This is a genomic window from Streptomyces sp. NBC_00554, assembly GCF_041431135.1.
Classification (GTDB): Bacteria; Actinomycetota; Actinomycetes; order Streptomycetales; family Streptomycetaceae; genus Streptomyces.
Genome location: NZ_CP107799.1, coordinates 9,663,391 through 9,690,010, shown reverse-complemented (window position 1 = coordinate 9,690,010; position 26,620 = coordinate 9,663,391). Strand labels below are relative to the sequence as shown.

General features: G+C 69.9%; 14 protein-coding genes. 2 read left to right on the top strand and 12 right to left on the bottom strand.

The genetic code is table 11. From position 1 onward, the window contains the following. Window positions 1-20: 20 nt before the first annotated feature. From OG266_RS42995 to OG266_RS42960, 8 genes are all read right to left on the bottom strand, one after another. Window positions 21-1,721, bottom strand: coding sequence for an ABC transporter ATP-binding protein (locus OG266_RS42995; RefSeq protein WP_371552277.1), 1,701 nt, complete (start codon window positions 1,719-1,721; stop codon window positions 21-23). Next, window positions 1,708-12,738: an amino acid adenylation domain-containing protein gene (locus tag OG266_RS42990; RefSeq protein ID WP_371552276.1), complete on the bottom strand. Its 11,031-nt coding sequence runs from the start codon at window positions 12,736-12,738 to the stop codon at window positions 1,708-1,710. The genes OG266_RS42995 and OG266_RS42990 overlap by 14 nt, the downstream gene beginning before the upstream one ends. Before the next feature lie 57 nt (window positions 12,739-12,795). Continuing rightward, window positions 12,796-14,583 carry an ABC transporter ATP-binding protein gene (locus tag OG266_RS42985; RefSeq protein ID WP_371552275.1) on the bottom strand — a complete coding sequence of 596 codons (1,788 nt, stop codon included), beginning with the start codon at window positions 14,581-14,583 and terminating at the stop codon, window positions 12,796-12,798. Between the two features lie 46 nt (window positions 14,584-14,629). Then, window positions 14,630-15,685, bottom strand: a complete 1,056-nt coding sequence (locus OG266_RS42980; RefSeq protein ID WP_371552274.1) for an iron-siderophore ABC transporter substrate-binding protein — start codon at window positions 15,683-15,685, stop codon at window positions 14,630-14,632. A 110-nt stretch (window positions 15,686-15,795) separates the two neighbouring features. Then, window positions 15,796-16,650: an ABC transporter ATP-binding protein gene (locus OG266_RS42975; RefSeq protein WP_266470146.1), complete on the bottom strand. Its 855-nt coding sequence runs from the start codon at window positions 16,648-16,650 to the stop codon at window positions 15,796-15,798. 48 nt (window positions 16,651-16,698) lie between these two features. Further along, the gene (locus OG266_RS42970) at window positions 16,699-17,760 is read right to left on the bottom strand and encodes a FecCD family ABC transporter permease (protein WP_371552273.1); all 1,062 of its coding nucleotides are present in this window, start codon (window positions 17,758-17,760) and stop codon (window positions 16,699-16,701) included. Continuing rightward, a complete protein-coding gene (locus tag OG266_RS42965; RefSeq protein WP_371552272.1) occupies window positions 17,757-18,818 on the bottom strand; it encodes a FecCD family ABC transporter permease in 1,062 nt (353 codons plus the stop codon). The genes OG266_RS42970 and OG266_RS42965 overlap by 4 nt, the downstream gene beginning before the upstream one ends. A 112-nt stretch (window positions 18,819-18,930) precedes the next feature. Next, on the bottom strand, window positions 18,931-20,286 hold the full coding sequence (locus OG266_RS42960) for a lysine N(6)-hydroxylase/L-ornithine N(5)-oxygenase family protein (protein ID WP_266470140.1): 1,356 nt from the start codon (window positions 20,284-20,286) through the stop codon (window positions 18,931-18,933). Between the two features lie 252 nt (window positions 20,287-20,538). Here OG266_RS42960 and OG266_RS42955 point away from each other — a divergent pair, with 252 nt between their 5' ends. Beyond that, on the top strand, window positions 20,539-21,486 hold the full coding sequence (locus OG266_RS42955) for a methionyl-tRNA formyltransferase (RefSeq protein WP_266470138.1): 948 nt from the start codon (window positions 20,539-20,541) through the stop codon (window positions 21,484-21,486). A gap of 38 nt (window positions 21,487-21,524) precedes the next feature. On the opposite strand, the gene OG266_RS42950 is transcribed toward OG266_RS42955, so the two are convergent. The 3 genes from OG266_RS42950 to OG266_RS42940 form a co-directional block, all read right to left on the bottom strand. After that, entirely contained in the window at window positions 21,525-22,679 is a 1,155-nt protein-coding gene (locus OG266_RS42950) for an FG-GAP repeat domain-containing protein (protein WP_371552271.1), read from the bottom strand. Between the two features lie 47 nt (window positions 22,680-22,726). After that, a complete protein-coding gene (locus tag OG266_RS42945; RefSeq protein ID WP_371552270.1) occupies window positions 22,727-23,776 on the bottom strand; it encodes a formylglycine-generating enzyme family protein in 1,050 nt (349 codons plus the stop codon). Window positions 23,777-23,882: 106 nt separating this feature from the next. Further along, window positions 23,883-24,719: an intradiol ring-cleavage dioxygenase gene (locus OG266_RS42940; RefSeq protein WP_371552269.1), complete on the bottom strand. Its 837-nt coding sequence runs from the start codon at window positions 24,717-24,719 to the stop codon at window positions 23,883-23,885. Window positions 24,720-24,944: 225 nt separating this feature from the next. Between OG266_RS42940 and OG266_RS42935 the strand changes: the two genes are divergently transcribed. Next, window positions 24,945-25,718: an SDR family NAD(P)-dependent oxidoreductase gene (locus OG266_RS42935; RefSeq protein WP_371552268.1), complete on the top strand. Its 774-nt coding sequence runs from the start codon at window positions 24,945-24,947 to the stop codon at window positions 25,716-25,718. Window positions 25,719-25,739: 21 nt separating this feature from the next. Here OG266_RS42935 and OG266_RS42930 read toward each other — a convergent pair whose 3' ends face one another. After that, on the bottom strand, window positions 25,740-26,480 hold the full coding sequence (locus OG266_RS42930) for a GntR family transcriptional regulator (RefSeq protein WP_266470128.1): 741 nt from the start codon (window positions 26,478-26,480) through the stop codon (window positions 25,740-25,742). Window positions 26,481-26,620: the final 140 nt, after the last annotated feature.

Below are 26,620 nucleotides of genomic sequence, written 5' to 3'. Positions count from 1 at the left end.
CGCCCGGGCCGCTCAGCAGTTCACCGCGCCACCGCCGAGCAGTAAGCCTCGTCCTTGGCCAGGAGGTTGCGGTGGGTGTCCTCGGCTGTGATGACGCCTTCGTTCAGTACGAGGACCCGGTCGGCGGCGTCCAGGAGGGCCGGGCTGCTGGTGAGGACGAGGGTGGTGCGGCCTCGGCGCAGCTTCGCGATGTTGCGCGCGATGAGCTGTTCGGTGACCGCGTCGACGGCTGTTGTCGGGTCGCGCAGGACCAGGACATCGGTGTCGGCGGCCAGGGCGCGGGCCAGGGACAGCCGTTGGCGCTGGCCCCCGGAAAGGTTCGCGCCGCGGTCGCGGACGCCGTAGTCGAGTCCTTCGCGATGGAGGGCGACGACGTCGGTGAGCATGGACGCCTCGACGGCCTCGGGGACCGTCCTGCTGGTGCCGGACGGGTCGATGTTCGTACGGAGGGTGCCCGCGAAGATCTCCCCGTCGTAGGGGTTCACCAGGAGGTGTTCGCGGACCGCCTCGATCGACAGGTCCGCGAGCTCCTGCCCGCTGACCCGTACCACTCCCTCGTACGCGTCGGGCGGCACGTTCATGGCGAGGATCGACGCCAGGTCGGCCGCCGCGCGCGGCTGGTAGGCGGCGATCGCCACGAACTCGCCGGCGGACACCCGGAACTTCACCTTGCGCAGGGACCCGTACCGGACGCAGTCGATCTCGAGGTCCCCGCCGGCGACCGGGAGTTGCGTCCCCGGGGTCGCGACCTGCGGCGCGGACAGCACCAGCGCCATCCGCTGGGCCGAAGCCCGCGCGATCATCACGTACTTCGGCATCTCCGAGAAGAGTTTCAGCGGTTCCATGATGAACTGCGCGAGGCCTACGGCCATGACGAGTTCCCCGATGGTGATCTGGCCGTCGAACGCCAGCCAGCCCGCCGTCAGGGTCACCGCCACGGCGAGGACGGCGTTGAGGGCCAGCGCGGTGCCCGCGTACACGCCGTTCACCTTGGCGACGGTGATCGACTGGTGCTTCGCCTCCGTGCTGACCTTCCGGTAGGACCGGAACGCCGCGTGGTTGCCGCCGAAGCCGTGCAGCGGGCGCAGGCCGATGATCAGGTCGGCGACCTTCGCGCCGGCCCGCGCCACTCGGGCCTGCTGTTCCTGGGTGCTGGCGCCGATCCGCTTGGACATCACGCTCAGGATCGACAGGATCGCGACGGTACCCACGATCACCAGCAGGCCGAGCCGGATGTCGGCCAGGCCCAGCGCGACCGCCGCGACCAGCACCGCGACCAGTGAGCTGATCAGCAGCGGCACCACCTCGATGATGTCGGCGGTCTGGTCGGCGTCCTCGGTGGCGATGGTCAGCACCTCGCCGGACTTGAGGTCGACGTCCCTGGCCACCGGCTGGAGCCCGCATTCCGCGACCCGCACCCGCCAGCGGTGCGCCTCGGTCGTGTTGGCCTTCTGCAGGACGCGCATCCCGAACCGCCACGACAGCGACACGGTCGTGATGATCACGGCCAGCCCTGCGATCGACAGGGCGAGCGAGCCGAGGCTCCGGTCCTGCAGCGTGTGCTCGACGATCAGGCCGAGCGCGATCGGGAAGGCGGTCTCACCCGCCTGGTACAGGCCCATGAGGACGGTGCCCGAGACCATGGCGCCGACATTGCGACGCAGTGCGGTCCGGAGGATGTCGGACCCCGGTCGGGGCCGCTGCGTGTCAGGAGTTGTCATCGAGGTGGCGGGCAATCGCTTCCGGGGTTCGCAGGGTGAGCAGTTCACGGATCGTGATCACAGGACCGTACTCCCGGCGGAGCAGCCCGATCAGCCGCACCGCCAGCATGGAGTGCCCTCCGAGGGACACGAAGTCGCTCACCGCGCTCACCTCGTCGTCGTCCAGGTCCAGTGCCTCGGCGAAGAACTCGCACACCAGGGTCTCGGTCTCGGTCTCCGGGCCGCGCTCCCCCGCCGTGGTCAGTGCGCCCAGCGGCTTGGCCTCCGGCAACGCCTTCGTATCAGCCTTCCCGTTCACTGTCAGCGGGATGCTGTCGACCTGGGCGTAGTGCGTCGGGCGCAGGAAGTCCGGCAGCCCGGCGCCCACTTCGGCGGCGACCGCCGCCAGGTCGGAGCCGTCGAGGACGAGGTAGGCGGCCAGCCGGTACGCGCCGTCGACGCCGGGGTCGGGCTGGGCGACCGCGGCGATGAACCGCACCGCCGGGTGCGCCGCGAACGCGGCCTCGACCTCGCCGAGTTCGACCCGGTGCCCGCGAATCTTGACCTGCTGGTCGGTGCGGCCCAGGTACATCAGGTTCCCGTCGGGCCGCCGGAGCACCAGGTCCCCGGTGCGGTACATGCGCTCGCCGGGTTCGCCGAACGGGCAGGCAACGAAGCGGTGCGCGGTCTGCGCGGACTGTCCGAGGTAGCCGCGCGCGATGCCGATGCCCGACACGTACAGCTCGCCGGGAACTCCGTCCGGAAGCGGGCGCAGCCACGGATCCAGTACGTACACGTCGGTGTTGTCGATCGCCACGCCCACCACCGGGTCCTGGCACTCGAAGGTACCGACGCCGAGGGTGTTGATGGTGTACTCGGTGGGCCCGTACAGGTTGTAGCCGACCGTCCCCTCGGTCTCGGCGAGCCGCTGCCACAGCGTCGGGGTGACGGCCTCGCCGCCCAGTAGCACCAGTGCCGGCCGCCGTGCCGGGTTGTCCAACAGGCCCTCGGCGACCAGCTGTTGCGCGTAGGTCGGGGTCACGTTGATGACGTCGATCCCGTATTCGAGGCAGTACTCGACCAACCGGGGTGCGTCACGCCGCAGTTCCTCGTCGCAGATGTGCACCTCGTGGCCGTCGGCGAGCCACAGCAGTTCCTCCCAGGACATGTCGAACGCGAACGACACGGTGTGCGCGATCCGGAAGACCCGGTGCTCGTGCTCGGCCAACACCGGCTCGAAGATGCGGCGCTGATGGTTGATCAGCATGTTGGTGAGCCCGGCGTACTCGGTCACCACGCCCTTGGGCTTCCCGGTCGATCCGGAGGTGTAGATCGTGTACGCGGGGTGCCGCAGGCGGTTCGGGTCGTCCGGCGCGAACGTCACGAACGGCTCGGCCTCGGGCAGGGGTTGGTCCAGCTCGATCAGGTCGCCGGTCAGCCGGGGCGAGACGGCGGTCACGGTGAGGATCACGTCCGGTCGGGCGTCCGCGACGATCGCGGCGATCCGCTCGTCCGGATGGTCCAGCTCCAGCGGCACGTACGCCGCGCCGGTGCGCAGTACGGCGAACAGCGCCACGATCGAGTCGAGGGAGCGCGGGACCGCGAGAGCCACTGTCTTCTCGGGGCCGATGCCACGCCGGGCGAGCACACCGGCCACCGCGCGGCTGCGGTCCCGGAGTTGGGCGAAGGTCATGGTCGAGCCGTGGGCGACGAGCGCCACCCGCTGCGGGTCGCGGTCCGCCGCCCGGTCGAACCGGTCGACGACGGTGTCCGTGCCGACGTCCGTGCGTTCGCTTGGCTCGGGCTCCGTCCCCAGCCCCCGCAGCGCGCCCACCGGCCCGGTCGCCCGTGCCAGGTCTTCGAGCACGCTCAGGTAGTCGTCGAGGAGACTACGGGCGCTGCCGGTGTCCTCGTCGCGGAACTCCAGCTTGACCGTGAGCCGTTCGCCGGGCGTGACGACCCACGTGAACGGATAGTGGGTGGAGTCGTCGGCCTTCACCGAGGTGATGCCGTGCCTGGCGTTCATCTCGGCGAACGCGTCCATGTCCAGGAAGTTCTGGAGCACGAACAGGTTGTCGAACAGGGTGTCGTGCCCACTGGCCCGCTGGATCTCGCCGAGGCCGAGGTGCTCGTGCTCCATCGCCTCGACCCTGGCGGTCTGCACGCCCGACAGGTACTCGCGGACCGTGTCGTCCGGCCGGGCCCGCGTCCACATGGGCACGGTGTTGAGCAGTACGCCGACGATGTCGGAAAGACCCTCGCCCTCCCGGCCGGATACGGTCACGCCGAACACGGCGTCACTGCGGCCGGTGTGTGCGCCGAGGAGGAGGCCGAACGCGCCTGTCAGTACCGAGTTCAGCGTGACGCCGTGCACCCTGGCCGCTTCCCGCAGCAGTTCCGACTGTTCGGCGGTCAGCGTGTGTACGAGCGCCCGCGGCAGGTCGTCCGACAGGGACGGCGCCACTCCGGCGAGCAGCGTCGGGCCCGGGAGGCCGGTCAGGTGTTCCGCCCAGAAGCGTTCCGATACGGCGGAATCCTTGGCGTCGAGTGTCCGGGCGTAGTCCTCGAAGCTCGGCGTGGCGGGGGCAGGAGCCGGGGGCTCGCCCTCGACGACGGCCTGATAGGCGTCGAACAAGTCCCGCAGCATGATCTCGCGGGACCAGCCGTCCCACAGCAGCAGGTGGTAGCTCAGCAGCAGACCGTCGCGGCCGTCGGGCAGGCGCACCACGGTCAGCCGGATCAGTGGCGGTTCACCCGGGTCGAATCCCGTGTCGCGGTCCCGGGCACGCAGGGCTTCGACTTCCGCTTCCGTTTCCAGACCGATCGTGCGGACATCGACCCGCCGGCCCGCTTTGAGGGTCTGTACCGGGTTTCCGTCGTCGTCGGTGGTGAAGCCGGCGCCGACGACCGGATGCCGCGCGATCACGTGCGCCATCGCCTCGGCCAGCGCGTCGGCGTCCAGACGCCGGTCGAAGGTGAAGTAGTTCTGCGCGACGTAGTGTCCGGCCGAGCCCGCCATCTGGGCCTGGAAGAACAGGCCCCGCTGGAGCGGGGTGACCGGTGCCGTGCGCTCGGCCGTCGCGGAGGCGTCCGCGATGCGTTCCAGTGCGCTCAGCCAGTGCTCGGTGATCTCGTCGGGGATGCCTTCGGCGAGGGTGAAGTCCGCGTGCAGGCTTCCGGTGGCCGCGTCGGTCCACGCGTTGACCTCGACGGCGTACGGGCTGCCCTGATCGCCGCCTGCGAGGTGCAGCGCCTGGGACTCGCTGCCCCGGCCGAGGTAGTTGAACAGCACCTGCGGGCGGGCGTTCAGCAGGGGGGCCGTCTGCGGGTTGAGGTACCTGAGCCTGCCGTAGCCGACGTGCCCGCGCTCGTCCGGCTGGCGTTCGGCGACCTCGCGCGCCGCCGCGACGGGGTCGGTGTGCGCCGTGAGCCGCACGGGCGCGATGGCGGTGAACCAGCCGACCGTACGGGTGTAGTCGTGGTGTTCCCGCACCGGGACCCGGCCGTGCCGCTCCAGCTCGATCGCGAGATCGGTGGGCGATTGCTGAATGTGTGTCAGCGCGGTTCGCAGCGCTCCGCACAGCAACTCGGTGAGACCGACGCCTAGTGCGACGGGTGCGGTGCGCGTCACGCGGTCGCTCACTTCGGGCGCGAGCACGACAGTGGTCTCGCGCAGTCCCTCGGCCGAAGGCAGCCCCTCGACCGCGGGCAGCAGCGCGGGCGCCTGGAGCGTGGTGATCCAGTGCCCGAGGTCGTCGATCGCGTGGGTGGACTGGATCGCCAGTGCTTCGGCGTACTCGGCATAGGACGTGGTCGGCGGTGCCAAGGTCGCCCCGCGCATGGCGGCGGCCAGGTCGTCGAGGAGGACCAGCCAGGACACCGAGTCGACGACGAGGTGGTGCACGGTGACCACCAGGGTCCGGCTCGCCGCGAGCCACGTGAACGCGATGACTTCCCCGGATTCGGGATCGAGCCGTCCGGCGGCTTCGTTCGCCGCGATCGTTGCGTCAGTCGTCGAATCGGTCGTCGCGCCGGCCGCTTCCGTCCGTACGACCGTGACCTCGCGGACGGGTTCCGTACGCAGTGCCCACACCCCGTGCTCGACACGCAGCCGGAGCCGGAGGACCGGGTGCGCGGCCACGACGGCGTTCGCGGCGCGCTGCGCATCGGTAAACCCGGTTCCCTCGGGGGCCACCAGCGCCCTGGCCTGGGCGAACCAGGCGAGCGATCCGCCCAGTTCGCGCTGACGCAGGATGATCGGCGTCGGCGTCAGCGGGCCGTCCTCACGGTGGGCCGGCGCGGGCGTGACGGCCTGCGGCGTGCGCGTGCCCAGGTGTTCGGCGAGCGCGCGCGGAGTCCTGAACAGGAATACGTCCCGTGGCGCGATCGGCAGGCCCAGCGCCCTGGCCCGGTTGATCACGGTGATGGCGACAATGCTGTCGCCTCCGGCCCTGAAGAAGTCGGTGTCGGCATCGACATCGGTGCCGGGCAGCGCCGCAGCAAAGATGTCGACGAGACCGACGAGCACGGACCCAGTCGCCGCACTCGTGAAGTCCGGTGCGGTATCGCGCCCCGTAAGGGGCGCGGGGAACTGCGCGACCAGCCCCCACCGGCCCGCAGGCACATCACCCTGCTCCCAGCGGAGCGCATTCGCCCGCGAGGTCAGCGCCTTCCGGTCCAACTTGCCGTTGACCGTCAACGGCAGCGCGTCGACCGGCAGCACCCGCCCGGGCACCATGTGCGCGGGCAGCTTCGCGGACAGGAGGCCGGCGAAGTCGCCGCGTACCCGGCCCACGACGTGCGCGACCAGATGGTCGCCACTGTCCGCCACGGTGACGGCCACATCGACCACGCCGCCGAGTTCCCTGATCGCAGACTCCACCTCACCCAACTCGATCCGGAATCCCTTGAGTTGGACCTGATCGTCGGCGCGCCCTGTGAACTCCAGCTCACCGTCGAGCGTACGGCGGGCGAGGTCGCCCGTGTGGTACATGCGTGAGCCGTCGCCCACGAAGGGGTTCGCCACGAAGCGTGCCGCGGTGAGCCCGGGCCTGCCCAGGTAGCCGAGCGACACCTGGTCGCCGGCCACGTAGATGGCACCCACTCGGCCCGGCGGCACCGGCCGGAGCTGGTCGTCGAGCAGGTGGATGACCAGTCCGGGAATCGGGCCGCCGATCGGGCTGACGTCGTCGCCGAGGTCGAAGTCCGCGTCGGTCAGCACCCGGTGGGTGACGTGGACCGTCGTCTCGGTGATGCCGTACATGTTGACCAGCTCGGGCGAACGGGTGCCGTGCCGCTCGACCCAGCCGCGCAGCCGCCCGAGATCCAGCGCTTCGCCTCCGAAGACGATCCGGCGCAGCGCGGTGACCGGCTCGCCGGCATGCCGGTCGGCCTCGATGAACTGGTAGAACGCCGACGGGGTCTGGTTGAGCACGGTCACTCCGCGCTCGCGGACCAGCCGGTGGAAGTCGACCGGGGAGCGCGTCAACCCGTACTCCGGCACCAGCAGTTCACCGCCGTGCGCCAGCGCGCCCCACAGCTCCCAGACCGCGAAGTCGAAGGAGAAGGAGTGGAACTGGACCCACACGTCGTGCGGGCCGAAGTCCATGTCGGGCCGGGTGTTCGCGAGCAGTGTCACCACGCTGGAGTGCGGGACGACGACACCCTTGGGCCTGCCGGTCGATCCGGACGTGTAGATCACGTACGCGGGGTCGTGCGGGCCGACCTCGGGCTCGGTGGTGTCCAGCGGCAGTTCGTCCCCCTGCACGAGCACGCGGGCCGGCACGCCTGCTCTGGCCAGCAGTTCCGTGAAGCGGTCCCGCTGCGCACGGTCCACGAGCACGACCTGCGGGGCGGCGTCGGCGAGGAGGTACTCCAGCCGTTCGTCCGGGTACGCCAGGTCCAGCGGCACGTAGGCGCCGCCCGCGGTGACGATCGCGACAAGGGCGACGACCTGTTCGAGGGAAGCGGGGATGGCTACGGCGACCCGTTTGCCCGGTCCGACACCGGCCGCGCGCAGGGCCGAGGCCAACTCGCTCTTAGCGTCCGCCAGTTCGCCGTAGGTCAGTGACCGGGTACCGCCGTCGAGAGCACATTGGGTGACGGCGGTGGCTGCGGGGTCGCGATTCGCAGCAGCGTCGAACAGCCCGCCCAAGGTCGTCGGGGTGACCCGCACGGGAGACCGGTCGCCCTCGGGCACCTGGTCGTCGACCAGAGCCACCAGGTCGACGACCAGGGCCTCCGGCCGGGTGAGCAGGCAGGTGAGGTTCCGGGTGAACGTGCGCAGGATCTCCTGGGCCCTTGCCTCCCCCAGCAGTTCGCCGTCGTAGATCAGGTTGAAGCGCGGACGGCCGTCGACCGCGCGCTCCACCACCAGCGTCAACGGGTAGTGCGGGGCGCCTTCGTTCACGATGCCGCATATGACCAGCGTGTCGTCGGGCCCCCGCAGGGCGTCCAGATCGGTCGCGACGTCGAACACCACCAGGGTGTCGAACAGCGGGCCGGCACCGGCCCTGCGGCCGATCCTCGCCAGTGAGACATGCTGGTGCGGCAGTACCGCGCTCTGGTGTTCCCGTACCGAGGCGAGCAGTTCGCGCGCCGTGGTGGTACCGGCCCACCGGGCGCGCACGGGGATCGTGTTGATGAACAGACCCACCATGTGCTCGATGCCGGGCACCTCCGCGTCGCGCCCGGACACGGTGGAACCGAACACCACGTCGCTGCCGTGCAGGATGCCGCCGAGGGTCATCGCCCAGGCGCTGTGCACTGCCACGCTCAGCGGCACACCGGCCGACCGGACGGCCGCGTCGATGCCGTCCCCGGGCTCCACGGCGGTGTCGGCGAACCGGTCGGACGGGGTGTGCCCCTCGGCGACCAGAGAGGGGCCGGGCAGTTCCGCGAGCTGATCGCGCCAAACCCGGTCGCTCTCGTCGTCGTCGCGTTCGGCTAGCCAGCGCACGTAGTCGGGGAAGCCGCCGGTCGCGTACACGGTCCCCGGTGCGTGGTACTCGGTCAGCAGCGCGCGGAGCATCGGCGGCACCGACCAGCCGTCGGCGATGATGTGGTGCACGGTCTGCACCAGGACGTTCCGGCCGGAGCCCGCGCGGATGAGCGTGTACCGCATCAGCGGTCCGGTGGCCAGGTCGAACCCGGCGCGGCGGTCCCGCTCGGCGTGGTCGCGTATCTCGTCCTCGGTGATGCCGGGACGGTCCAGGACGGTGAAGGGCGCCTCCACTCCGCTCTCCAGTACGGAGACCACACGGCCGTCGGTGAGGGCAACGAACCGCGCGGCCAGGTTGGGGTACAGCGTGAGCAGCCGGGTGGCGGCCGCCGCGAGCCGGCCGGCGTCCACCTCGCCGTCCAGCGTGAGCAGTTGCTGCTCGACGTAGGCACCCGCCGAGTCGTCGTCGAAGACCGAGTGGAAGTACAGGCCCTCCTGCAGTGGGGTCAACGGCAGGATGTCCCGCAGCGCCGGGCCGTCCAGGACATCGACATCGGCCTGGGTGAGCGGCACCAGGCCGAAGTCACTGGGAGAGTGGCCGCCGTGGTCGAGCGCGGCGAGGGCGGCCAGGGCGCCCCGGAAGTACTCGCCGACGGTCGCGATGTCCTCGTCGGTGAACATCCCGTCGGGCCAGGAGATGGTGGTGACCAGTTCGTACTCGCCGGTCGAGGCGGGTTCGGCGATCGCGTTGAACTCCAGGGCGCGCGGCAGGCGCATCCTCGGGTCGCGCTTCTCGCCCAACTGCCCAGTGGTACCGGCGAGTTGCCAGTCCCCGGATGCGCCCGCATCGAAGCGGCCCAGGTAGTTGAACAGCACCTGCGGTGCGGGCGCGTCGAACTCCGTGTGGGTCAGGTACCGCAGGGCACCGTAGGAGACGCCGTTGTCCGGCACCCGGGCGAGGTCTTCCTTGACCGCCTTGAGCGCGGCGGCGAGGTACGCGGGTGCGGTGAAGTCCCCCGCCGCGCCGGGGTCCACGGTCACCGGGAACAGAGTGGTGAACCAGCCCACGGTCCGCGACAGTTCCGGCTCGAAGCCGGCGGTGCCCGCCACGAACTGTCCTTCGCGGCCGTGGCCCTCGAGTTCGATGTGGGCGAACGTCTGGTGCTGCCCGAGGTCGCGGCGCCACCGGGCGAGGGCGACGGCGAGCGCGGTCAGCAGTACGTCGTTGACGCCCGCGTGGAACTTCGCGGGAATCTCGCCCAGCAGCGCGGCCGTGACATCGGGGCCGACCGAGACGGTCCGTACCCGCTCCCCCGCGACGGTGTCGGCTTCGGACAGCGCACGCCTGCCCAACGGCCCGTCCGCGCCTGGCAGCGGACGCCAGAAGTAGGCGCTCTCCGCGTCGAACGCCGCGCGCTCCAGCAACTGCGTCCAACGCCGGAACGACGTGCCCACCGGGAGCAACTCGATCGGCGCGCCCGAGGCGAACTGCCGCCAGGCCGTGGCCAGGTCCTCCATCAGGACCCGCCAGGACACGCCGTCGACCACCACATGGTGGACGGCCACGACCAGCTGCCGTGCTTCGCGGCGCCAGACGGCACGCAGCATGACGCCGCCCGCCGGGTCCAGCCCGTCGGTGGCGAGCGCGACGCACTCGTCGAGCGGTCGGTCGCTCTCCTGCCACCCCGCGGGAGCCTGCTCCGTCTCCGGGATGTCGAAGCTCCAACGGTCGCCGCGCACCAGCTTTGCGCGCAGCATGTCGTGCCGCCCGAGCACGGCGGAGAGGATCGCGTCGAGAGCGTCTGCGGTCAGCTCCGCAGGGGCGTTCAGCACCACCGACTGCACGAAGCCGTCGATCGCGTCCGTGGTCTCGCCGAGCCACTGCACAATGGGCGATCCCACGACGGAACCGGTCGCGACATCGCCGTGGTCCACCGTGGAGACGTCTTCACGGCTCGCCACCGCCGCCAGCGCCCCCACCACGGTGTTGCTGAAGATCTGCCGCGTCGTGACGTAGAGACCCGCATCGCGCAGCGCGCTCAGCAGCGAGATCACCAGAATGCTGTCTCCGCCGAGTTGGAAGAAGTCCTGGTCGACACCGACCTCGTCCAGCTGCAGCAGCGCCGCGATCGCCGCGCACACCACGCGCTCGTTCTCGGTGCTGGGCGGGACGATCGAGCCCGTCCCGACGGCGGGCTCCGGCAGCGCGTTCCGGTCGAGCTTGCCGTTCGCGGTGAGCGGGAACTCCGTCATCACGACGATGTGGGCGGGCACCATGTACTCCACCATGTGCTCGGCGGCCCACGCCTTGACCTCGACCGCCCGCAGGGCCTCGCTGCCGGTTGCCGGGATCACGTACCCGACGAGGTAGGTGCCGCCCGCCGCGTTCTTCTTCGCGACGACGCATGTGTGCCGTACGCCGGGATGCTCGGCGAGACCGACCTCGACATCCTCGATCTCCAGCCGCATCCCGCGGATCTTGACCTGGTTGTCGGCCCGGCCGAGGAAGTCCAGCGACCCGTCCGGGGCGAACCGCGCGAGGTCGCCGGTCCGGTAGAGCCTGGACCCGTCACCGGCGAAGGGGTTGGCGACGAACCGGGACGCCGTCAGGCCGGGCGCGTTGACGTAGCCGCGCCCCAGGAGGAACCCGCCCACGTACAGCTCGCCGCCGACTCCGACCGGGACCGGCCGCAGCTCGTCGTCCAGCACGTACAACTGGGTGTTGGGGTTGGCCTTGCCGATCGAGGTCGACAGGCGTTCCGCCGCACCCCGGTAGATGACGTGCGAGACACCGATCGTCGTCTCGGCCGGGCCGTAGCCGTGGTACATCGGGATGTCGAGCCGGGTGCGGAACCGCTCGTACAGCTCCGGGGTCAGCACCTCGCCGCCGCACCACACGTGCCGCAGGCTGTCCAACTGCCCGGAGTCGCCCGCGATCTCGAGGAGCACGTCCAGCATGGACGACACCAAGTACGTGAAGGTGACGCGCTGTTCGGCGATCACGCTGAGCAGGTGGTGGGGGTCGCGTTCGCCGCCGGGCCGCAGGACCACGAGTCTGCCGCCGCACACCAGTGGCAGGAAGATCTCGTTGACGGAGATGTCGAAGGACAACGGCGCCTTGAACAGTGACGCGTCGTCGTGGCCGAAGCCCAGGATCTCGTCGACCTGCCACAGCAGGCGCTCGCTGATCGCTTCGTGCCGGATCATCGCGCCCTTGGGACGGCCGGTCGAACCGGAGGTGAAGATCACGTACGCCAGGGCGTTGCCGAGGACGGTGACCCCGGTCTCCTCGACGGGGTAGGAACCGAACCGCCAGTCGCCGAGGTCGACGGCCACGGCTTCCGGTTCACCCGAGTCGTGCTCGCCCGAGTCGTTGAGCTGCAGCACGACCCCGGCGTCCTCGATGACGACGGCTCGGCGGGCGGCGGGCCACTGCGGATCGAGCGGCACGAACGCGCACCCCGCCTGGAGCACGGCGAGCAGGCCGATCACCATGTCGGCGGAGCGGCCCAGCGAGATGCCGACGGCCTGTTCGGCGGTGAGTCCGCGTTCGATCAGATGGTGGGCCAACTGGCTGGACCGCTCGGCTGCCTGACGGTAGGTCAGGGACCGGTGCTCGTCGACGATGGCGACGGCGTCCGGCCTGTTCCGCGCCTGCTCACGGAACATCTCCACGATGGTCGGGCGGACCCGGTCGGCGCCGGTGTCGTTCCACTCGCTCAGGGCCGCGAGCCGCGCCGCCACGCTGGACGGGCCGACGGTGCCGATGGGCCGGTCCGGGAAGTCGGCCAGGTCGTCCAGTGCGAGTTGCGCATCGGCCGGCCCGATGTCCGCCGGGACGGCGATGCTCCGGCCGTCCGCGCCGACCTCCCAACTGCCGGGCCCGGCACCGCCGTTGTCGATCCAGCCGAGGACGTCGGCGAACAGAGTGCCGGGCTTGAGGTCGATGCCGTCGGGGCCCTGGCCCGTCGCCCAGTACGACAGCGCGATGGCGCACGCTTCGGTGATGGTCCGGTCGGAATAGTCGCCGGTCCGCCGGCGCACGTCGGTCAATCGTGTGGGGGAAAGTTGTACGAGACGAGCGCTCGGTTCCATCATCGAAGACTCAGCACCCTTTCACAGACTGAAAGTTAGCCTAACCTAAGTTAGGTTTGCCTAACTGCCCTCTCGCCAGGCCCGCCACAGCCGCGCGTACCGGCCGCCCAGAGCCACCAACTCCTCGTGGGTTCCCTGCTCCACCACGCGTCCCGCGTCGAGCACGGCGATCCGGTCCGCCGCCATCGCCTGGGTCAGCCGGTGCGCCACGAACAACGTGGTCCGGCCCGAGCACGCGGCCCGCACGGCCCGCTCCAGTTCGGCGGCGCCCTCACTGCCCGCCTCCGCGGTCGACTCGTCGAGCACCACCACCGGCGACCGGCCCAACGCCAGCCGGGCCAGGGCGATCTGGGCGACCTTGGTGACGTCCAATCGCTCGCCGCCCTCGCCGACCATGGTGCTCAGCCCGTCGGGCAGCGCATCGACCCACCCGTCGGCGCCGACGGTGCGCAACGCCTCCATCAGCTCCGCGTCGGTCGCCTCCGGCGCGGCCAGCCGCAGGTCGTCGGCGAGCGGCCCGGCGAACACATGCGTCTCCTGCGTCAGGATGCTCACCAGGGCCCGGGCTCCGGCCTCGTCCAGGCCGGCGAGGTCGGTCGACCCGACGCGTACCGACCCGGCCTGTGGGGTTCCGATGCCGGCGATCAGCGCGGCCAGGGTCGACTTGCCCGCGCCCGTCGCGCCCACCAGCGCGAGCGATCCGCCGGCCGGGATCGTCAGGTCGACGTCCCACAGGACCGGCTCCTCGGTGTCGGGATAACGGAACGTCAGCCCCTCCACCGTCACCGGGTACGACACGGCGTCCGCCGACGCGACGGCCGAGTCGCCCACCAGCCGGTCCTCCGCGTCCTCCCCCAGCACTCCGACCAGCCTGGTCAGGCTCGCGCCCGACTTCTGCGCCTCGTCGAAGGTGAACATGATGGCCCCGAGCGGGGTGAACAGCCGGTGGAACATCAGCGGGGCCGCCGACACCTCGCCCAGGGTGGCGGCGTCGGCCTCCAGCAGGGCGTACCCCACCACGAGGATCAGGACCAGGCCGATGAACTCGGCGCGGTTCTCCCTGCCGACGAACCGGCCGAAGAACCGGAACACCTCGATGCCGAGATCGCGCACCCGCCACGACTCACGGGTGACCTTCTCGCGGAAGGCGTCCTCGAGACGGTACGCACGGACGGTGTCTATCCCGTTCAGACCGCTGATCAGCGCCTGCGCACGGTCGGCCTGGGCCACCCGCTGCTTCCGGTAGAGCGGGGCGGACCTGGGGAGATACCAACGCAGGGCCAGCCCGTACGCGGGCAGCGCACCGGCGCCCGCCAGGCCGAGCCGCCAGTCGAGGCCGAACATGCCGACCGTGGCGATGAAGACCAGGACTCCCGCCGAGAACACCGTGGGGATGGCCGTTCGGATGCCCCTGGACAGCACGGCCACGTCGTCACCGACCCGGGACAGCACGTCTCCCCGGCCGACCTGTTCGATCCGTGCGCTCGGCATACCCAGTACCGCCCGGACGGCGCCTTCCCGGAGCCGCGCGAGCAGATCCGCGCCCAACCGTCCGATCAGGTAGGTCGACACCGCGGTGGCTGCCGCGCCGAGCAGCGCGGCGGCCACCATCAACGCCCCGACCGTGACCAGGACCGAGCGCGGTTCGCCCTCGACCACTCCGTCGACCACCCGGCCGAGCAGCAGCACCGGGAGTACCTGGAGCGCCGCGCCGGCCACCGTGGTGAACACGGTGGCCGCCGTCAGCCCCGGCACCTCACGGCAGTGCGCCGCGACCCACCGGGACGCCTCGCGTCCGGAAGCCGTACGCAGGACCGCCGGGGCGACGCCCGTGTCCGTGCCGCTCACACCCGGGCCATGGCAGGCCGGGCACAGGTCGCGTCGATCAACATCTTTAGCCGGCCGCCGACTTGACGAGCTCGTCGATCGCGTACGGCATGGACAGCAGGGTGCCCTGGGAGATGGCCGCGCCGATCGCCGGGCCCTCACTGTCGAGCAGGTACGACACCTTGCCGTTCTTGACGGCGTCCAGGTTGGTGAACAGCTTGAACTTCTTCAGCGCGTCCGTGTCCGCCTTGTCGTTGATGACGAAGATGCGGTCGACGTCCACCAGGTCGACGCGCTCGGGAGAGAGCTTGGTGTAGAAGCTGCCGTCCGCGATCTTGTCGATCTCGGTCTGGTACTTGAAGCCGATCCCCGTCAGCAGCCGTCCGCGGACGTCGGTGGAGGTGAACGGCGCCACCGAGTCCTCGTACCAGGACAGCCCCACGGCGGTCTGGCTCGCGAACTCGGGGTGCGCCGCCTTGGCGGCGTCGAGCTGGTCCTGGATGCCCTGCACCATCTTCTCGCCCTCCTCAGCCTTGCCGAGTGCCTTGGCGATGTGCAGCGCGTTGTCCTGCCAGGGCGCGCTGAACAGCTCCTTCTCGGTCTTGGTGCGGCCCACCGTCGGGGCGATCTGGGAGAGCTTGTCGTAGGCGGCCTGGTCGACCTCGGAGTAGACCGCGATGATCAGGTCCGGCCGCAGGGCGGCGATCTTCTCGTAGTTGGGGCCGGAGTCACCGTTGCTCATGATGACCTCGGGCTTGGTGTCGCCCCACTGGTCCTTCACCCAGGGCCACTGGGTGTTGATGTCGGGGCTCTGGCCCGCGGGGTTGGGGTACTGGTCCACCATGCCGACCGGCTTGATGCCGAAGGCCAGGACGGTCTGGTCGTCCGTGTAGCCGACGGTGACGACCCGCTCGGGAGCCTTGGTGACCTTCGTGGATCCGAACGCGTGCTCCACCGTGACCGGGAAGACGCCGGCCGCGGTGGTGGACGAGGGCTTGTCACTCGTCTCGTCCGCGGAGTCCGAACCGCATCCCGCGAGGAGACCGACACCGAGGGCCACGGCGGACAGTACCGCCGCCAGCCGCCGCGAGGACTTCATCAGCTTTGTTCGATGGAGCTGCATCCGGAAATCCCTTGCTCTCGCGCCGTCCACTGCGCCCTTTCCTGAGGGCAGGCAAACCTTATCGCCCCAAGTGAGGCTAGCCTAGCCTTACTTGCGCCTGAACTTGTGTTTTATCTGTGCCCCGACTGATCGAGCTGGACGTGCGCGCGGCCGATCGGCACGACGAGCGGCCGGTCGCCCACCGGATCGTCAATCACCTTGGCCCGCAGCCCGAAAGCCTCGTGCAGCAGCTCGGCGGTGATCACGTCACGCGGATGCCCCTGCGCCAGGATCGACCCCTCCCTCATCACGATGAGGTTGTCGCTGTAGCGCGTGGCCAGATTGAGGTCGTGCAGCACCATGACCACGGTGCACCCCGACTCGTGCAGGTCGTCCACCAGGTCGAGCACGTCGATCGCGTGCGCCAGGTCCAGGTAGGTGGTCGGCTCGTCGAGCAGGAGCAGGTCGGTTCCCTGAGCCAGGGTCATCGAGATCCAGACGCGCTGGCGCTGCCCGCCCGACAGCGAGTCGACCGGGCGGTCGGCCAGATCGGACACCCCGGTCATGGCCAGCGCGCGCTCCACGACGGCCGCGTCGTCAGAGGACCACTGCCGCAGCCAACTCTGGTGCGGATGGCGCCCCCTGGCGACCAGGTCGGACACCGTCAGCCCCTCCGGCGCGACCGGCGCCTGCGGCAACAGGCCGAGCTTCTTCGCCACGTCCCTGGTCTTGAGCTTGACGATGTCGTCGCCGTCCAGGACCACCGTCCCCTTGGCCGGCTTGAGCAGCCGCGACAGGGTCCGCAACAGGGTTGATTTCCCACAGCCGTTGGGGCCGATGATCGTGGTGATCACCCCGGGCGGGATCGCCACATCGAGATCGTCGATGACCATCCGGCCGCCGTACCCGACCGTGACCCCCCTGGCTGCCAGCCGTGAGACGCCTTGGGCCACGGACTCGATCTCGGTGACGTTCTGAGCGACCACAGGGCCCCCTCGTATTTAGGTGTGCCTAACCTTTTTAGCAGCCAACAGCTATCTGAGGTTCGCCCGCACCAACAGATAGACGAGGAAGGGACCGCCGATCGCCGCGGTCACCACGCCGACAGGGAGAGTGATGGGCAGGGCTGTGCGCGCGACCAGGTCCGCACCGATCAGCAGCAGCGCTCCCACCAGTCCGGAGGCCACCATCGGCGGTGTGGGGCACCGCGCCAGACGCATCGCCACCTGCGGCGCCACCAGCGCGACGAACGGCACCGGGCCCGCGGCGCCCACCGCCACACCGGCGAGCAGTACCGCGCACAGCAGCAGGACCGCCCGCACCATCGTGTACCGGACGCCCAGGCCCGCGGCGACCTCGTCGCCGAAGTGCATCGGCTTGAACTGGAACGCGACGCAGGACACGACGACCAAGAGGACGAGGGTGCACCAGAACGCCACCCGGACCTCGTCCCACGACCGGCCGTCCAGTGAGCCGACCAGCCACGCCTGGGCCCGGGCCACGTCCCTGATGTCGGCCGTGACGAGCAGCCAGGTCGTGATCGCCTCCATCACGGCGCTCACCGAGATGCCGATGAGGATGAGCCGGAAGCCGTCGATCCCGCGCCGCCACGCCAGGAAGTACACCAGCAGACCCGTGCCGAGACCGCCGGCCAGCGCCGCGGCGGACAGGCCCACGGAGTTGACGATCGCCGCTGCGGTCCCGCCCGACACCGTCACCAGGAACACCGCGACCGCGCTGGCTCCCCCGGTGACCCCCAGAATGTCCGGACTGGCCAGCGCATTGCGCGCGATGGACTGCGTGATCGCCCCGGACACCCCCAGCGCGATCCCCACGATGAGCCCGGCCAGGGCACGCGGCATCCGCAGATCCATGATCACGAACTCGTCGACCCGCTCGCCCTGGCCCAGGATCGTGGAGATGACCTGGGGCAGGGCGATGGGGAAGTCCCCGACGCCGATGGACACGCAGAACATCAGGAAGGTCGCCGCCGCCAGCAGCAGCGTGACGAACACGATCCAGGGCCGCCACACGAACGACACGTGGCCGAGCCGCACGCCCGGCGCCACCGATGGCTTCAAGTCCGTCCCGTTCATGCGTTCTTGAACTTTCCGCGCCACACCAGTACCGCGAAGAACGGGGCACCGAGGAGAGCGACGACGACACCCGCGTCCAACTCACCCGGCCGTACCACCAGGCGCCCCACGATGTCGCAGACCAGCAGGATTATGGCGCCGAGCAGACCCGCGTACGGCACCAGCCAGCGATAGTCCGGCCCGGTCAGATAGCGGGCCACGTGGGCCACCATGAGCCCGAGAAACGCGATGGGGCCGCACGCCGCCGTCGTCGCGCCCGCCAGCAGGGTGATGGCGACGATGCCGATGGTCCGGCTCAGCGCGAGGTTCACGCCCAGTCCCCGTGCCACGTCGTCCCCCAGGTTGAGCAGGTTGATGGCGGGCAGCGTGGTCAGCGCCAGCAGCAACCCGGCGGCGATGAACGCGGTCACCGGCCAGATGACGTCGAATCCGACGCCGGCCACGGATCCCGCGTTCCAGAACCGCAGCGCGTTCAGCGACGCCTGGTCCGACAGCGCGACCGCCGTGGTCATCGCCGCGAGGAACACCGCGATCCCCTGCCCGGCAAGGGCGAGCGTCAACGGGTTGCCGGCCCCTCGGCCGATGCTCGCGAGACCGAACACGACGACACCGGCGACCGCCGCCCCAAGGAAGGCGAACCAGACGTACTGGAACGGGTTGGAGAACCCGAACACGGCGATCACGGAAACCACGGCGAACGAGGCGCCCGCGTTCACCCCCAGCAAGCCCGTGTCCGCGATCGGGTTGCGGGTGTATCCCTGGATCAGCGCCCCGCCGACCCCCAGCGCGATGCCCGCCACGATCGCGAGCACCGTCCGGGGCACCCGCACGGTCTGCACGATGAGCCTGATCTCGGTGAGCCGCTGGTCCGAGTCCTGCGGTCCCGCGAACAACCCGTGCCACACCTCGCCGGGGCTCAACGCGCGCGCACCGACAGCCAACGACACCGCCCCCGCGGTCACGAGGATCGCCACAAGCATGCCCAAACCCACAACCCGCCTACGACGGGCCTCTGTTGTGCCCCTGGGCGCGAGGCGCTCAACTGCAGTCATGCCCATGTCGACGTACGTTATCCCTTTGGTTTCACGGGGTTGCACAGGGCTGCCGCGCCCGCCCGGTGCGGTGCACCGGGCGGAGCGCGGCGGTGTGGGGGGTGAACCGGTGAGCGGCCTAGCCGGCGGTGCTGCCGGTTCCGTCGGCGACCATCCGGGCCTCGTCGGATGCGGGCTTGAGGCCCCGGTCGAGGAGCGAGTCCAGGATCTCGCCGACCCTGATGGCGGTGTTGGACAGCAGAGACGACGTGATGCCGTGCGTGTGCTCCGTGCCGCCCTGCAGGTAGATGCCGCAGCGCAGGTCGGGATCCGTCGTGATGCGGTAGTCACGTTCGACGCGGACGCGGCCCTCGTCGTCGCGGAGGCAGCGGTCCGCGACCTCGCCAAGAAGGCCGAGGGAGTCTGCCTGGCTGTAGCCGGTGGCGAAGACCACGATGTCCGCGTCCAGGAGAGTCTCCTCGCCGGTGACGAGGGACTTCACGGTGGCACGGACCATGTCCGGCCTCTCCTTGACGTCGGCCAGCCGGGACACGTTGAGGAAGCGCAGCCGCTCGGTGCCGAGCACCTTCTCCTGGTACATCTGCCGGTACAGGTCGTCGATCAAGTCGATGTCCACCACGGAGTAGTTGGTGCTGCCGTGGTAGTCCATCAGCCGGCGCTTGACGTCCTCGGGCGCGGCGAAGTATTCGTCGACCGCCCCGGGGTCGAAGATCCGGTTGGCGAAGCTGCTGTCGTCGGCGGGGCTGTAGCCGTAGCGGGAGAAGACCGCGCAGACCTCGGCCCGGGGGAAGCGGCGGTGCAGGTAGGCGACGTTCTCGGCGGCGCTCTGCCCGGCGCCCACGACGACGAACCGGTCGGGCGAACTGCCCTCCAACCCGTCGACCTTCGCCAGGAGTTCGGAGCTGTGCCAGACGCGGTCGCCGCGCTCCACGCCCTCCGGCATGAGGGGACGCAGCCCGGTGCCGAAGACGAGGTTGCGGGCCCGGTGGACCGCGAGCCCCTCCGCCGACCGGACCGTCACGTCCAGGTACTCCACGACTCCGTCACGGACGAAAGGCGTGACCCCGACGACCTCATGACCGTAGGAGACCATGTCGTCGACCTTGGCCGCGGCCCACTCGAAGTAGTCGTGGAACTCCACCCGCAGCGGGAAGAGGCTCTTGTGGTTGATGAAGTCGATCAGCCGTCCCTTGCTCTTCAGGTAGCAGAGGAAGCTGAACTCGCTGGCCGGGTTCCGGAGCGTCACCAGATCCTTGAGAAAGGACACCTGCATGGTCGCGTCGTCGATCAGCATGCCGCGGTGCCAGCCGAAGCGCGGCTGCTGCTCGAAGAATTGAGCGGTGATCGCCTCCTGCCTGCCGGCGCGTGCGTTGTGCTCGCTGAGTGCGATCGCCATGGCCACGTTGGACGGGCCGAAGCCGATGCCGATGAGGTCATGGACCAGTGGTGCGCCACCAGGTAGAACCTGCGACATGTCACTCCCATTGTGCGGGGCAGTCGCCTGCCAGGCGTGGGGGAAAGTGCGAAATGCGGGCACGCCGACAGAGCGGCTCACCTACAACTTAGGTGAGCCTAAGCTAATCCTGTGAAGGTGTCGATAGGGCACGTCGAGTGCCGGACGGACATCAAGGCCCGCCAACTGGGGCGCTATGTACAGCCGTTGTAAACTAAGGTAAGCCTTGCTTTACTGACCGCTGGTCAGCCCCCTGCTTCGAGGAGGAACCCCATGCGGGTCGTCATGTTCGGTTACCAGACCTGGGGGCACCGCACCCTGCAAGCTCTCCTGGACTCCGAACACGACGTGGTGCTTGTCGTGACGCACCCCAAGAGCGAGCACGCGTACGAGAAGATCTGGAGCGACTCGGTGGCCGACCTCGCCGAGGAGCACGGCGTCCCGGTGCTGATCCGCAACCGCCCTGACGACGACGAGCTGTTCGAGCGCCTCAAGGAGGCCGACCCGGACATCATCGTGGCCAACAACTGGCGTACGTGGATTCCCCCGCGCATCTTCGACCTGCCGCGCCGGGGCACACTCAACGTGCACGACTCGCTGCTGCCGAAGTACGCCGGCTTCTCCCCGCTGATCTGGGCCCTGATCAACGGCGAGTCCGAAGTGGGCGTCACCGCGCACATGATGAACGACGAACTCGACGCCGGCGACATCGTCCGGCAGGAGGCGGTACCGGTCGGACCGACGGACACCACCACCGACCTCTTCCACAAGACCGTCGACCTCATCGCCCCGGTCACCGTCGGCGCACTGGCACTCATCGCCGCCGGCCAGACGGAGTTCACCAAGCAGGACCGCTCCCAGGCGAGCTTCTTCCACAAGCGGGCCGCCGAGGACATCCGCATCGACTGGACCTGGCCGGCCCAGGACCTGGAGCGCCTGGTCCGCGCCCAGTCCGAGCCGTACCCCAGCGCCTTCACCTTCCACAAGGGCAAGCGACTCGAGGTCCTCGCCGCCGTGGTGTCCCAGGCCCGCTACGGCGGTACGCCCGGCCGTATCTTCTACCGCGAGGGAGACGGCGTCGTGATCGTCGCCGGAGCCGACGCGCGCACCGGCCGCAACCACGGCCTGGCCATCACACGCGTACGGACCGAGGACGGCCGGGAGCTGTCCGCGACGGAGTACTTCACCTCCATGGGCGGATATCTGACCAGCCGTCCCTGACGGGCCGGGCCCACCGCGGTCCCGCGGTGCGGGAGCGCTCAGGAGCAGGCGCCCTTGAAGACGTCGACCTGGCCCGCACTGCTGTTGGCCACCGCGATGTCGCGTACACCGTCACCGTCGAGGTCGGCAGCCGCCGCGTCATAGGCGCCGGTCGCGGAGAGCTCGGCGAGCTGGGTGAGTTCGCCGGTCTCCGAGCCCTGGAAGAGGGTGACGGAGTTGCCCTTGAGGGACGAGACGAGGACGTCCGTGATGCCGTCTCCGTCCAGGTCGGCGGTGCCGACGGCGACGGGCAGGCTCGGTGTCGTGTACTCGGCAGCCGTCTCGAAGGTCCCGTCTCCCTCACCGAGCAGGACGTCCAGGGTGTTGGAGCCGTTGCTGACGGTGGCAAGATCGGTCGTGCCGTCGCCGTCGAAGTCGCCGTGGGCCAGGGAGTACAGCCGGGAGGCGGTGGCATACCCGGTGGCGGATCCGAGACCGCCCGTGCCCTCGCCGAGCAGGACACTCACCCCGTCGCTGCCGACACTGGCCGTGGCCACGTCCGCCGCTCCGTCGCCGTCGAAGTCGGCGACCACGATTCCGTGCGGCTGACTGCCCGTCGCGGTGTCGCCCTGGTCGTCGAAGGTGCCGTCGCCGTTGCCGAGCAGGACGCGTACGGCGTTCGGGCCCTGTTCGGCGACGACCAGGTCCGCATTGCCGTCGCCGTCCAGGTCACCCGCAGCCAGGGCACGCGGCGCCTCGCCCACCTCCAGAGCCGTAGCCGCTCCGAAGCTGCCGTCCCCGTTGTTCAGCAGGATGCTGACCTGTGCGCCTCCGAAGTCGGCTGTGGCGAGGTCGGGGTGCCCGTCGCCGTCGAAGTCGGCGACGACCGTCTGGTAAGGATGGGTGCCGACGGCGTATGTGCTGCCGGTGGAGAACGTCCCGTCGCCCTCTCCGGGCAGGACCGTCACCGAGTCGGCGTCGAGGTTGGCGGCCACGATGTCCGTCGTACCGTCCCCGTCGACGTCCGCGAAGACGAGGTGACGGGTGTTGGTCGAGGCCGTCGCGGACGTGTCGAGCCGACTGTAGGAAAGGCTTCCGTCGCAGTCGCCACTGGTGGCGGAGGCCGGTCCCCCGGCGCCCAAGCAGGTCAGGGCGAGCCCGGTGGCACCCACCACGGCGACACGGTACGTACGAGCGTGCTTCTTGCGGTTCATGCGGCTCCTTGGGCTTGCGGATGACTACGGATGGACGGCTCGTACGACTACGACTGGTCGGCCGCGACGCGGATGCCGACCGTGGGATATCCCCCGCTGCCGTCGCGGCCCTCGCCGCGGTAGCTCGTGGTGCAGCTTCTGCCGGTCGCGTACCAGGAGCCGCCGCGTACGGCGTTGACCTCCTGCCCGGCCTCGGCGCCGTTGGTGGCCGTGATGATGCTGGAGGTCCACTCGAAGCAGTTGCCGGCCATGTCGTAGGCGCCGTAGGAGCTGACTCCGTCGGGATACGCGCCGACGGACGAGGTGTTGCCGCCGCTCGCGGTCAGCTCGTCGAAGACGTCGGTGTAGACGAACCCGGTCCAGGTGGAGTGGTCGATCCACCCGGTCACCCCGCCGGTCGAGGTGACGGCGATGATGTCGGAGATGGGCTCGCTCTCGCCGTACCGGGTGGAGTTCTCGTTGTTGTACGTCGCCTCGGTGGAGCCGTGGTTGGCCAGGTAGTAGGCCGCGCACACGGCGTTGTAGTTGTAGTTGCTGGTGAGCGTTCCGGAGGTGTAGGTCGTCCCGGCGGCGTTGCCCCACGGGTAGGTGTACGCCTCGGGGCCGCGCGCGGCGTTCTCCCACTCGGCCTCGGTGGGTATCCGGAAGGTCCAGCCGTCCGCCTGGCCGGTGAGCCAGTCGCAGTAGGCCTCCGCGTCCTCCAACGAGACGTGCAGGACGGGGTGTTCACCCTTCCCGGACGGGTAGTCGGCACCGTCCCAGTACGACGGTGCCGAGCGCGATGAGTCGTCGAGGAACGACTTGTACTGGGCGTTGGAGACCTCGTACGCGCCGAGCCAGTACGGGGAGTCGACGGCGGAGGCCTCGCCCGCGCCGTGGTTGTTGGACAGGTCGGCGGCGAAGACGAAGGACGGGTCGGCGGGGACTTCGACGAGCGTCTGCCCGGCGGCGGTCGTGATCGCCGAGGCCTCCGAAGACGAACTCGCCGAGGCGCGCAGCACAAGTGCGGTACCGAGCAGCCCCGCCGCGCCCGCGCCGCCGAGTGCGAGCAACTTCCTTCTGCTGAAACGGGGTTGACGCATAGGTGTACCGGTCATGAGGTGACCTTCGGGGAGAGGGAAGAAGAGGGAGTGGGGCCGACCGCGCGGCGGGGGGGTGCCGCGCGGCCGGCTGTCGGACATCGGAGGGATGGGGCGGAGGGACTCAGTCCGCGCTGACTCCGATGGTGAGCGTCGCGGCGTAGCCGTCGGAGACGGAGCTGCCCAGGGCGGTGAGGGTCAGCAGACCGGACGAGGCGCCGCCGCCGTCGTAGACGGTGTCGTCGTCGAGCGAGGTCTCCTTGGTGGTGTTGGAGGAGTACGGCGACAGCTGCTGGACCTGGGTGTTGATGGTGGCGTCGAAGAAGAGCTGGCCGGTGTGGATGATCTCGCCGCCGGTGTACGAGTCGTCGGTGAGCGTGACGTCGGTGTGGACCCGCAGGTGGACGTGGACGGCGCGGGAGATGTAGTGACCGGGCCATATCGAGGTGATCGAGGCCTGGCCGTTGGAGTCGGTGATCTGCCCGCCGCGCAGGAAGGTGCCGTCGTCGTCCTCCGAGTGGCCGTTGCGTCCGACGAATCCGGAGTACTCGCCCAGCGTGTCGGCGTGCCAGATCTCGACCAGCGCGCCCTCCAACGGGGCGCAGCTGTTGGCCTCGTCGACGACGGTGAAGGTGTACTCCACCGGAACGCCCGACTTGCCCTCGGTGATGTCGGTGCGCACCAGGGCGCCTTCCAGCGCGTACGGCCCTTCGGTGACCTCGGCGGTCAGCGAGCAGACACTGCTGGACGCGGCGGCGGTCGCTGTCGCCGAGGCCGAACGGGTCGGCCGGGCCGCCGCGGCGGCCCGGCTCTCGGGGGTCGCGGACGCCGTCGCCGCGAGGCCGAGCCCGGCGACGGCCGCGACCGCTCCGCCCACGGCGATGACACGACGGCGGTGCACGGTGTCGGAGGCATGGTGCATCTCTTGGTCCTGCGGCTCCGCAGGTGAGTTGTTCGCCATGGACGCGGGAACGTAGGAGCGTCCTCTATGACCCAGGTGTCACTTGACTGTCATTTCGATGTGTGCGCCCTCGCGCCATTCCTTTTCCGGTCATCCTCAGCAGACTGTCGACAGTTGAGCCGATGAATGACGTCAGAACTCTTGACCGGGCTCTTGTGTCGACACTAGGAAGGTGGTGGGGCACTTCCCGGCCTCGTACGACGCCCTCGGACAAGGAGGTCAAACGTGACCGGCAGGCTCCACGGCAAGGTCGCTCTCGTCACCGGCGCGGGCGCCGGGATCGGTCAGGGGTGCGCGCTGCTCTTCGCCGAGCAGGGCGCGACCGTCGTCGGCTGCGACATCGATCCCGTCGCGGCCGAGCACACCCGGAAACTGGCCCACGACAGTGGGCTGGATGTCGCGGTGCTCGCACCGCTCGACATGGCCGAGCCCGCCGACGCCAGGCGGTTCGCGGATGAGGCGTACGTCCGGCACGGGCGCGTCGACGTCCTGGTGACCGCGGGCGCCATCGCCCCGCACATGGCTCCCGCCTCCGGCATGGACTTCGAAACCCAGTGGACGCCGACCCTGCGGGGTGAGGTCGACGTGGCCTTCCTGCCGGTGCAGGCCGCCTGGCCGCACCTGGAGGCGTCCGGCGGCGGCTCGATCGTCAACTTCGCCTCGGTGAACGCCTTCCGGGGCAGCGGGAACTTCGGCATGGTCGCACACTGCGCCGGGAAGTCAGCCGTCCTCGGACTGACCCGCCAGCTCGCCGTGGAGGGCGGCCCGCTGAGCATCCGGGCGAACACCATCTCGCCCGGCATGGTGCGCACTCCCGCGACCGAGTCCGCCGGGGCCCACGAGGGCGCGGCACAAGAGGCGCTCCTCGCCCGAATTCCGCTGGGCCGGGTCGGCAGGCCCGAGGACATCGCCTGGTGTGCGGTCTATCTGGCGTCCGACGAATCGGCCTGGGTCACGGGCGGCAACTTCCCCGTGGACGGCGGAGTGCTCGCCAAGTGACCATCCCGAGACGCCTGTACGTCAGGACGCAGCCCGGCGTCTGCGCGTGGGCTTGCGGGTCCGGGCGGCATCCTGTTCCAACTGCTCCTCCACCGCCCGCAGCGCGCGGACCGTCGCCCCCGCGATCAGGGCCGAGGCCAGCTCCCCGTCGCGCTCCTCGCAGGCCTGCAGCAGCCGTTCCTGGTCGTCGATGCTGTAGGCGAGGCGGCCGGCGCGGGTCAGGCTCAGATGCCGCAGCATCAGGGTGCGCAGCGCCAGCGAGTCCAGGATCTGTTTCAGCGTGGCATTGCCGACGATCTCGGTCATCCGCTCCTGGAGCTGCACATGGCTCCAGAAGTACGCGTCCACGTCACCGTCGTCCGCCAGTGTCCGCATCCGCTCGACGCGGCTGCGCAGCCCGGCCAGTTCCTCGTCGGTGGCCCGGTCGACCAGCAGCCCGGCGAGCATGGACAGGAGTTGGCGCCGGACCTGGTAGATGTCCCGGATGTCCTGCAAGGACGGCGCTGCGACCCGGGGTCGACGGCGCGCCTTCATCTCGACGAGGCCTTCCTGCTCCAGGAGCATCAGCGCCTCGCGCACGGGAGTGCGGCTCGTGTCGAACCGCCGTGACAGATCCACGCTGTTGAGGTCCTGACCGGGTTCGAGGCGCCCCTCGATGATCCCGGCACCGACCCATTCGGCGATCTGCGCGACGAGCGGTTCACGCCGGTCCCGAAGCCGCAGGAGAAGCCCGAGTACGGGGTGCGTGTCCTGATCGGTCATGCGGCGAATCTCCCTGTCCGGCCCGCGCTCGCTGGTCTGGTCCATACGCACAGGCAATCCAACGGTGTCGACACTATCTCACTCGTTGGCCGAAACATGACCCGGTTCACCGTGACCTGTCGACAGCCACTCACAGTTCA

Coding starts and splice junctions, on each gene's coding strand:
- OG266_RS42965 (WP_371552272.1), bottom strand. CDS start 18,818: ATGGGCATGACTGCAGTTGAGCGCCTCGCGCCCAGGGGCACAACAGAG.
- OG266_RS42930 (WP_266470128.1), bottom strand. CDS start 26,480: ATGACCGATCAGGACACGCACCCCGTACTCGGGCTTCTCCTGCGGCTT.
- OG266_RS42970 (WP_371552273.1), bottom strand. CDS start 17,760: ATGAACGGGACGGACTTGAAGCCATCGGTGGCGCCGGGCGTGCGGCTC.
- OG266_RS42940 (WP_371552269.1), bottom strand. CDS start 24,719: ATGGCGAACAACTCACCTGCGGAGCCGCAGGACCAAGAGATGCACCAT.
- OG266_RS42980 (WP_371552274.1), bottom strand. CDS start 15,685: ATGCAGCTCCATCGAACAAAGCTGATGAAGTCCTCGCGGCGGCTGGCG.
- OG266_RS42995 (WP_371552277.1), bottom strand. CDS start 1,721: ATGACAACTCCTGACACGCAGCGGCCCCGACCGGGGTCCGACATCCTC.
- OG266_RS42960 (WP_266470140.1), bottom strand. CDS start 20,286: ATGTCGCAGGTTCTACCTGGTGGCGCACCACTGGTCCATGACCTCATC.
- OG266_RS42955 (WP_266470138.1), top strand. CDS start 20,539: ATGCGGGTCGTCATGTTCGGTTACCAGACCTGGGGGCACCGCACCCTG.
- OG266_RS42945 (WP_371552270.1), bottom strand. CDS start 23,776: ATGACCGGTACACCTATGCGTCAACCCCGTTTCAGCAGAAGGAAGTTG.
- OG266_RS42990 (WP_371552276.1), bottom strand. CDS start 12,738: ATGATGGAACCGAGCGCTCGTCTCGTACAACTTTCCCCCACACGATTG.
- OG266_RS42950 (WP_371552271.1), bottom strand. CDS start 22,679: ATGAACCGCAAGAAGCACGCTCGTACGTACCGTGTCGCCGTGGTGGGT.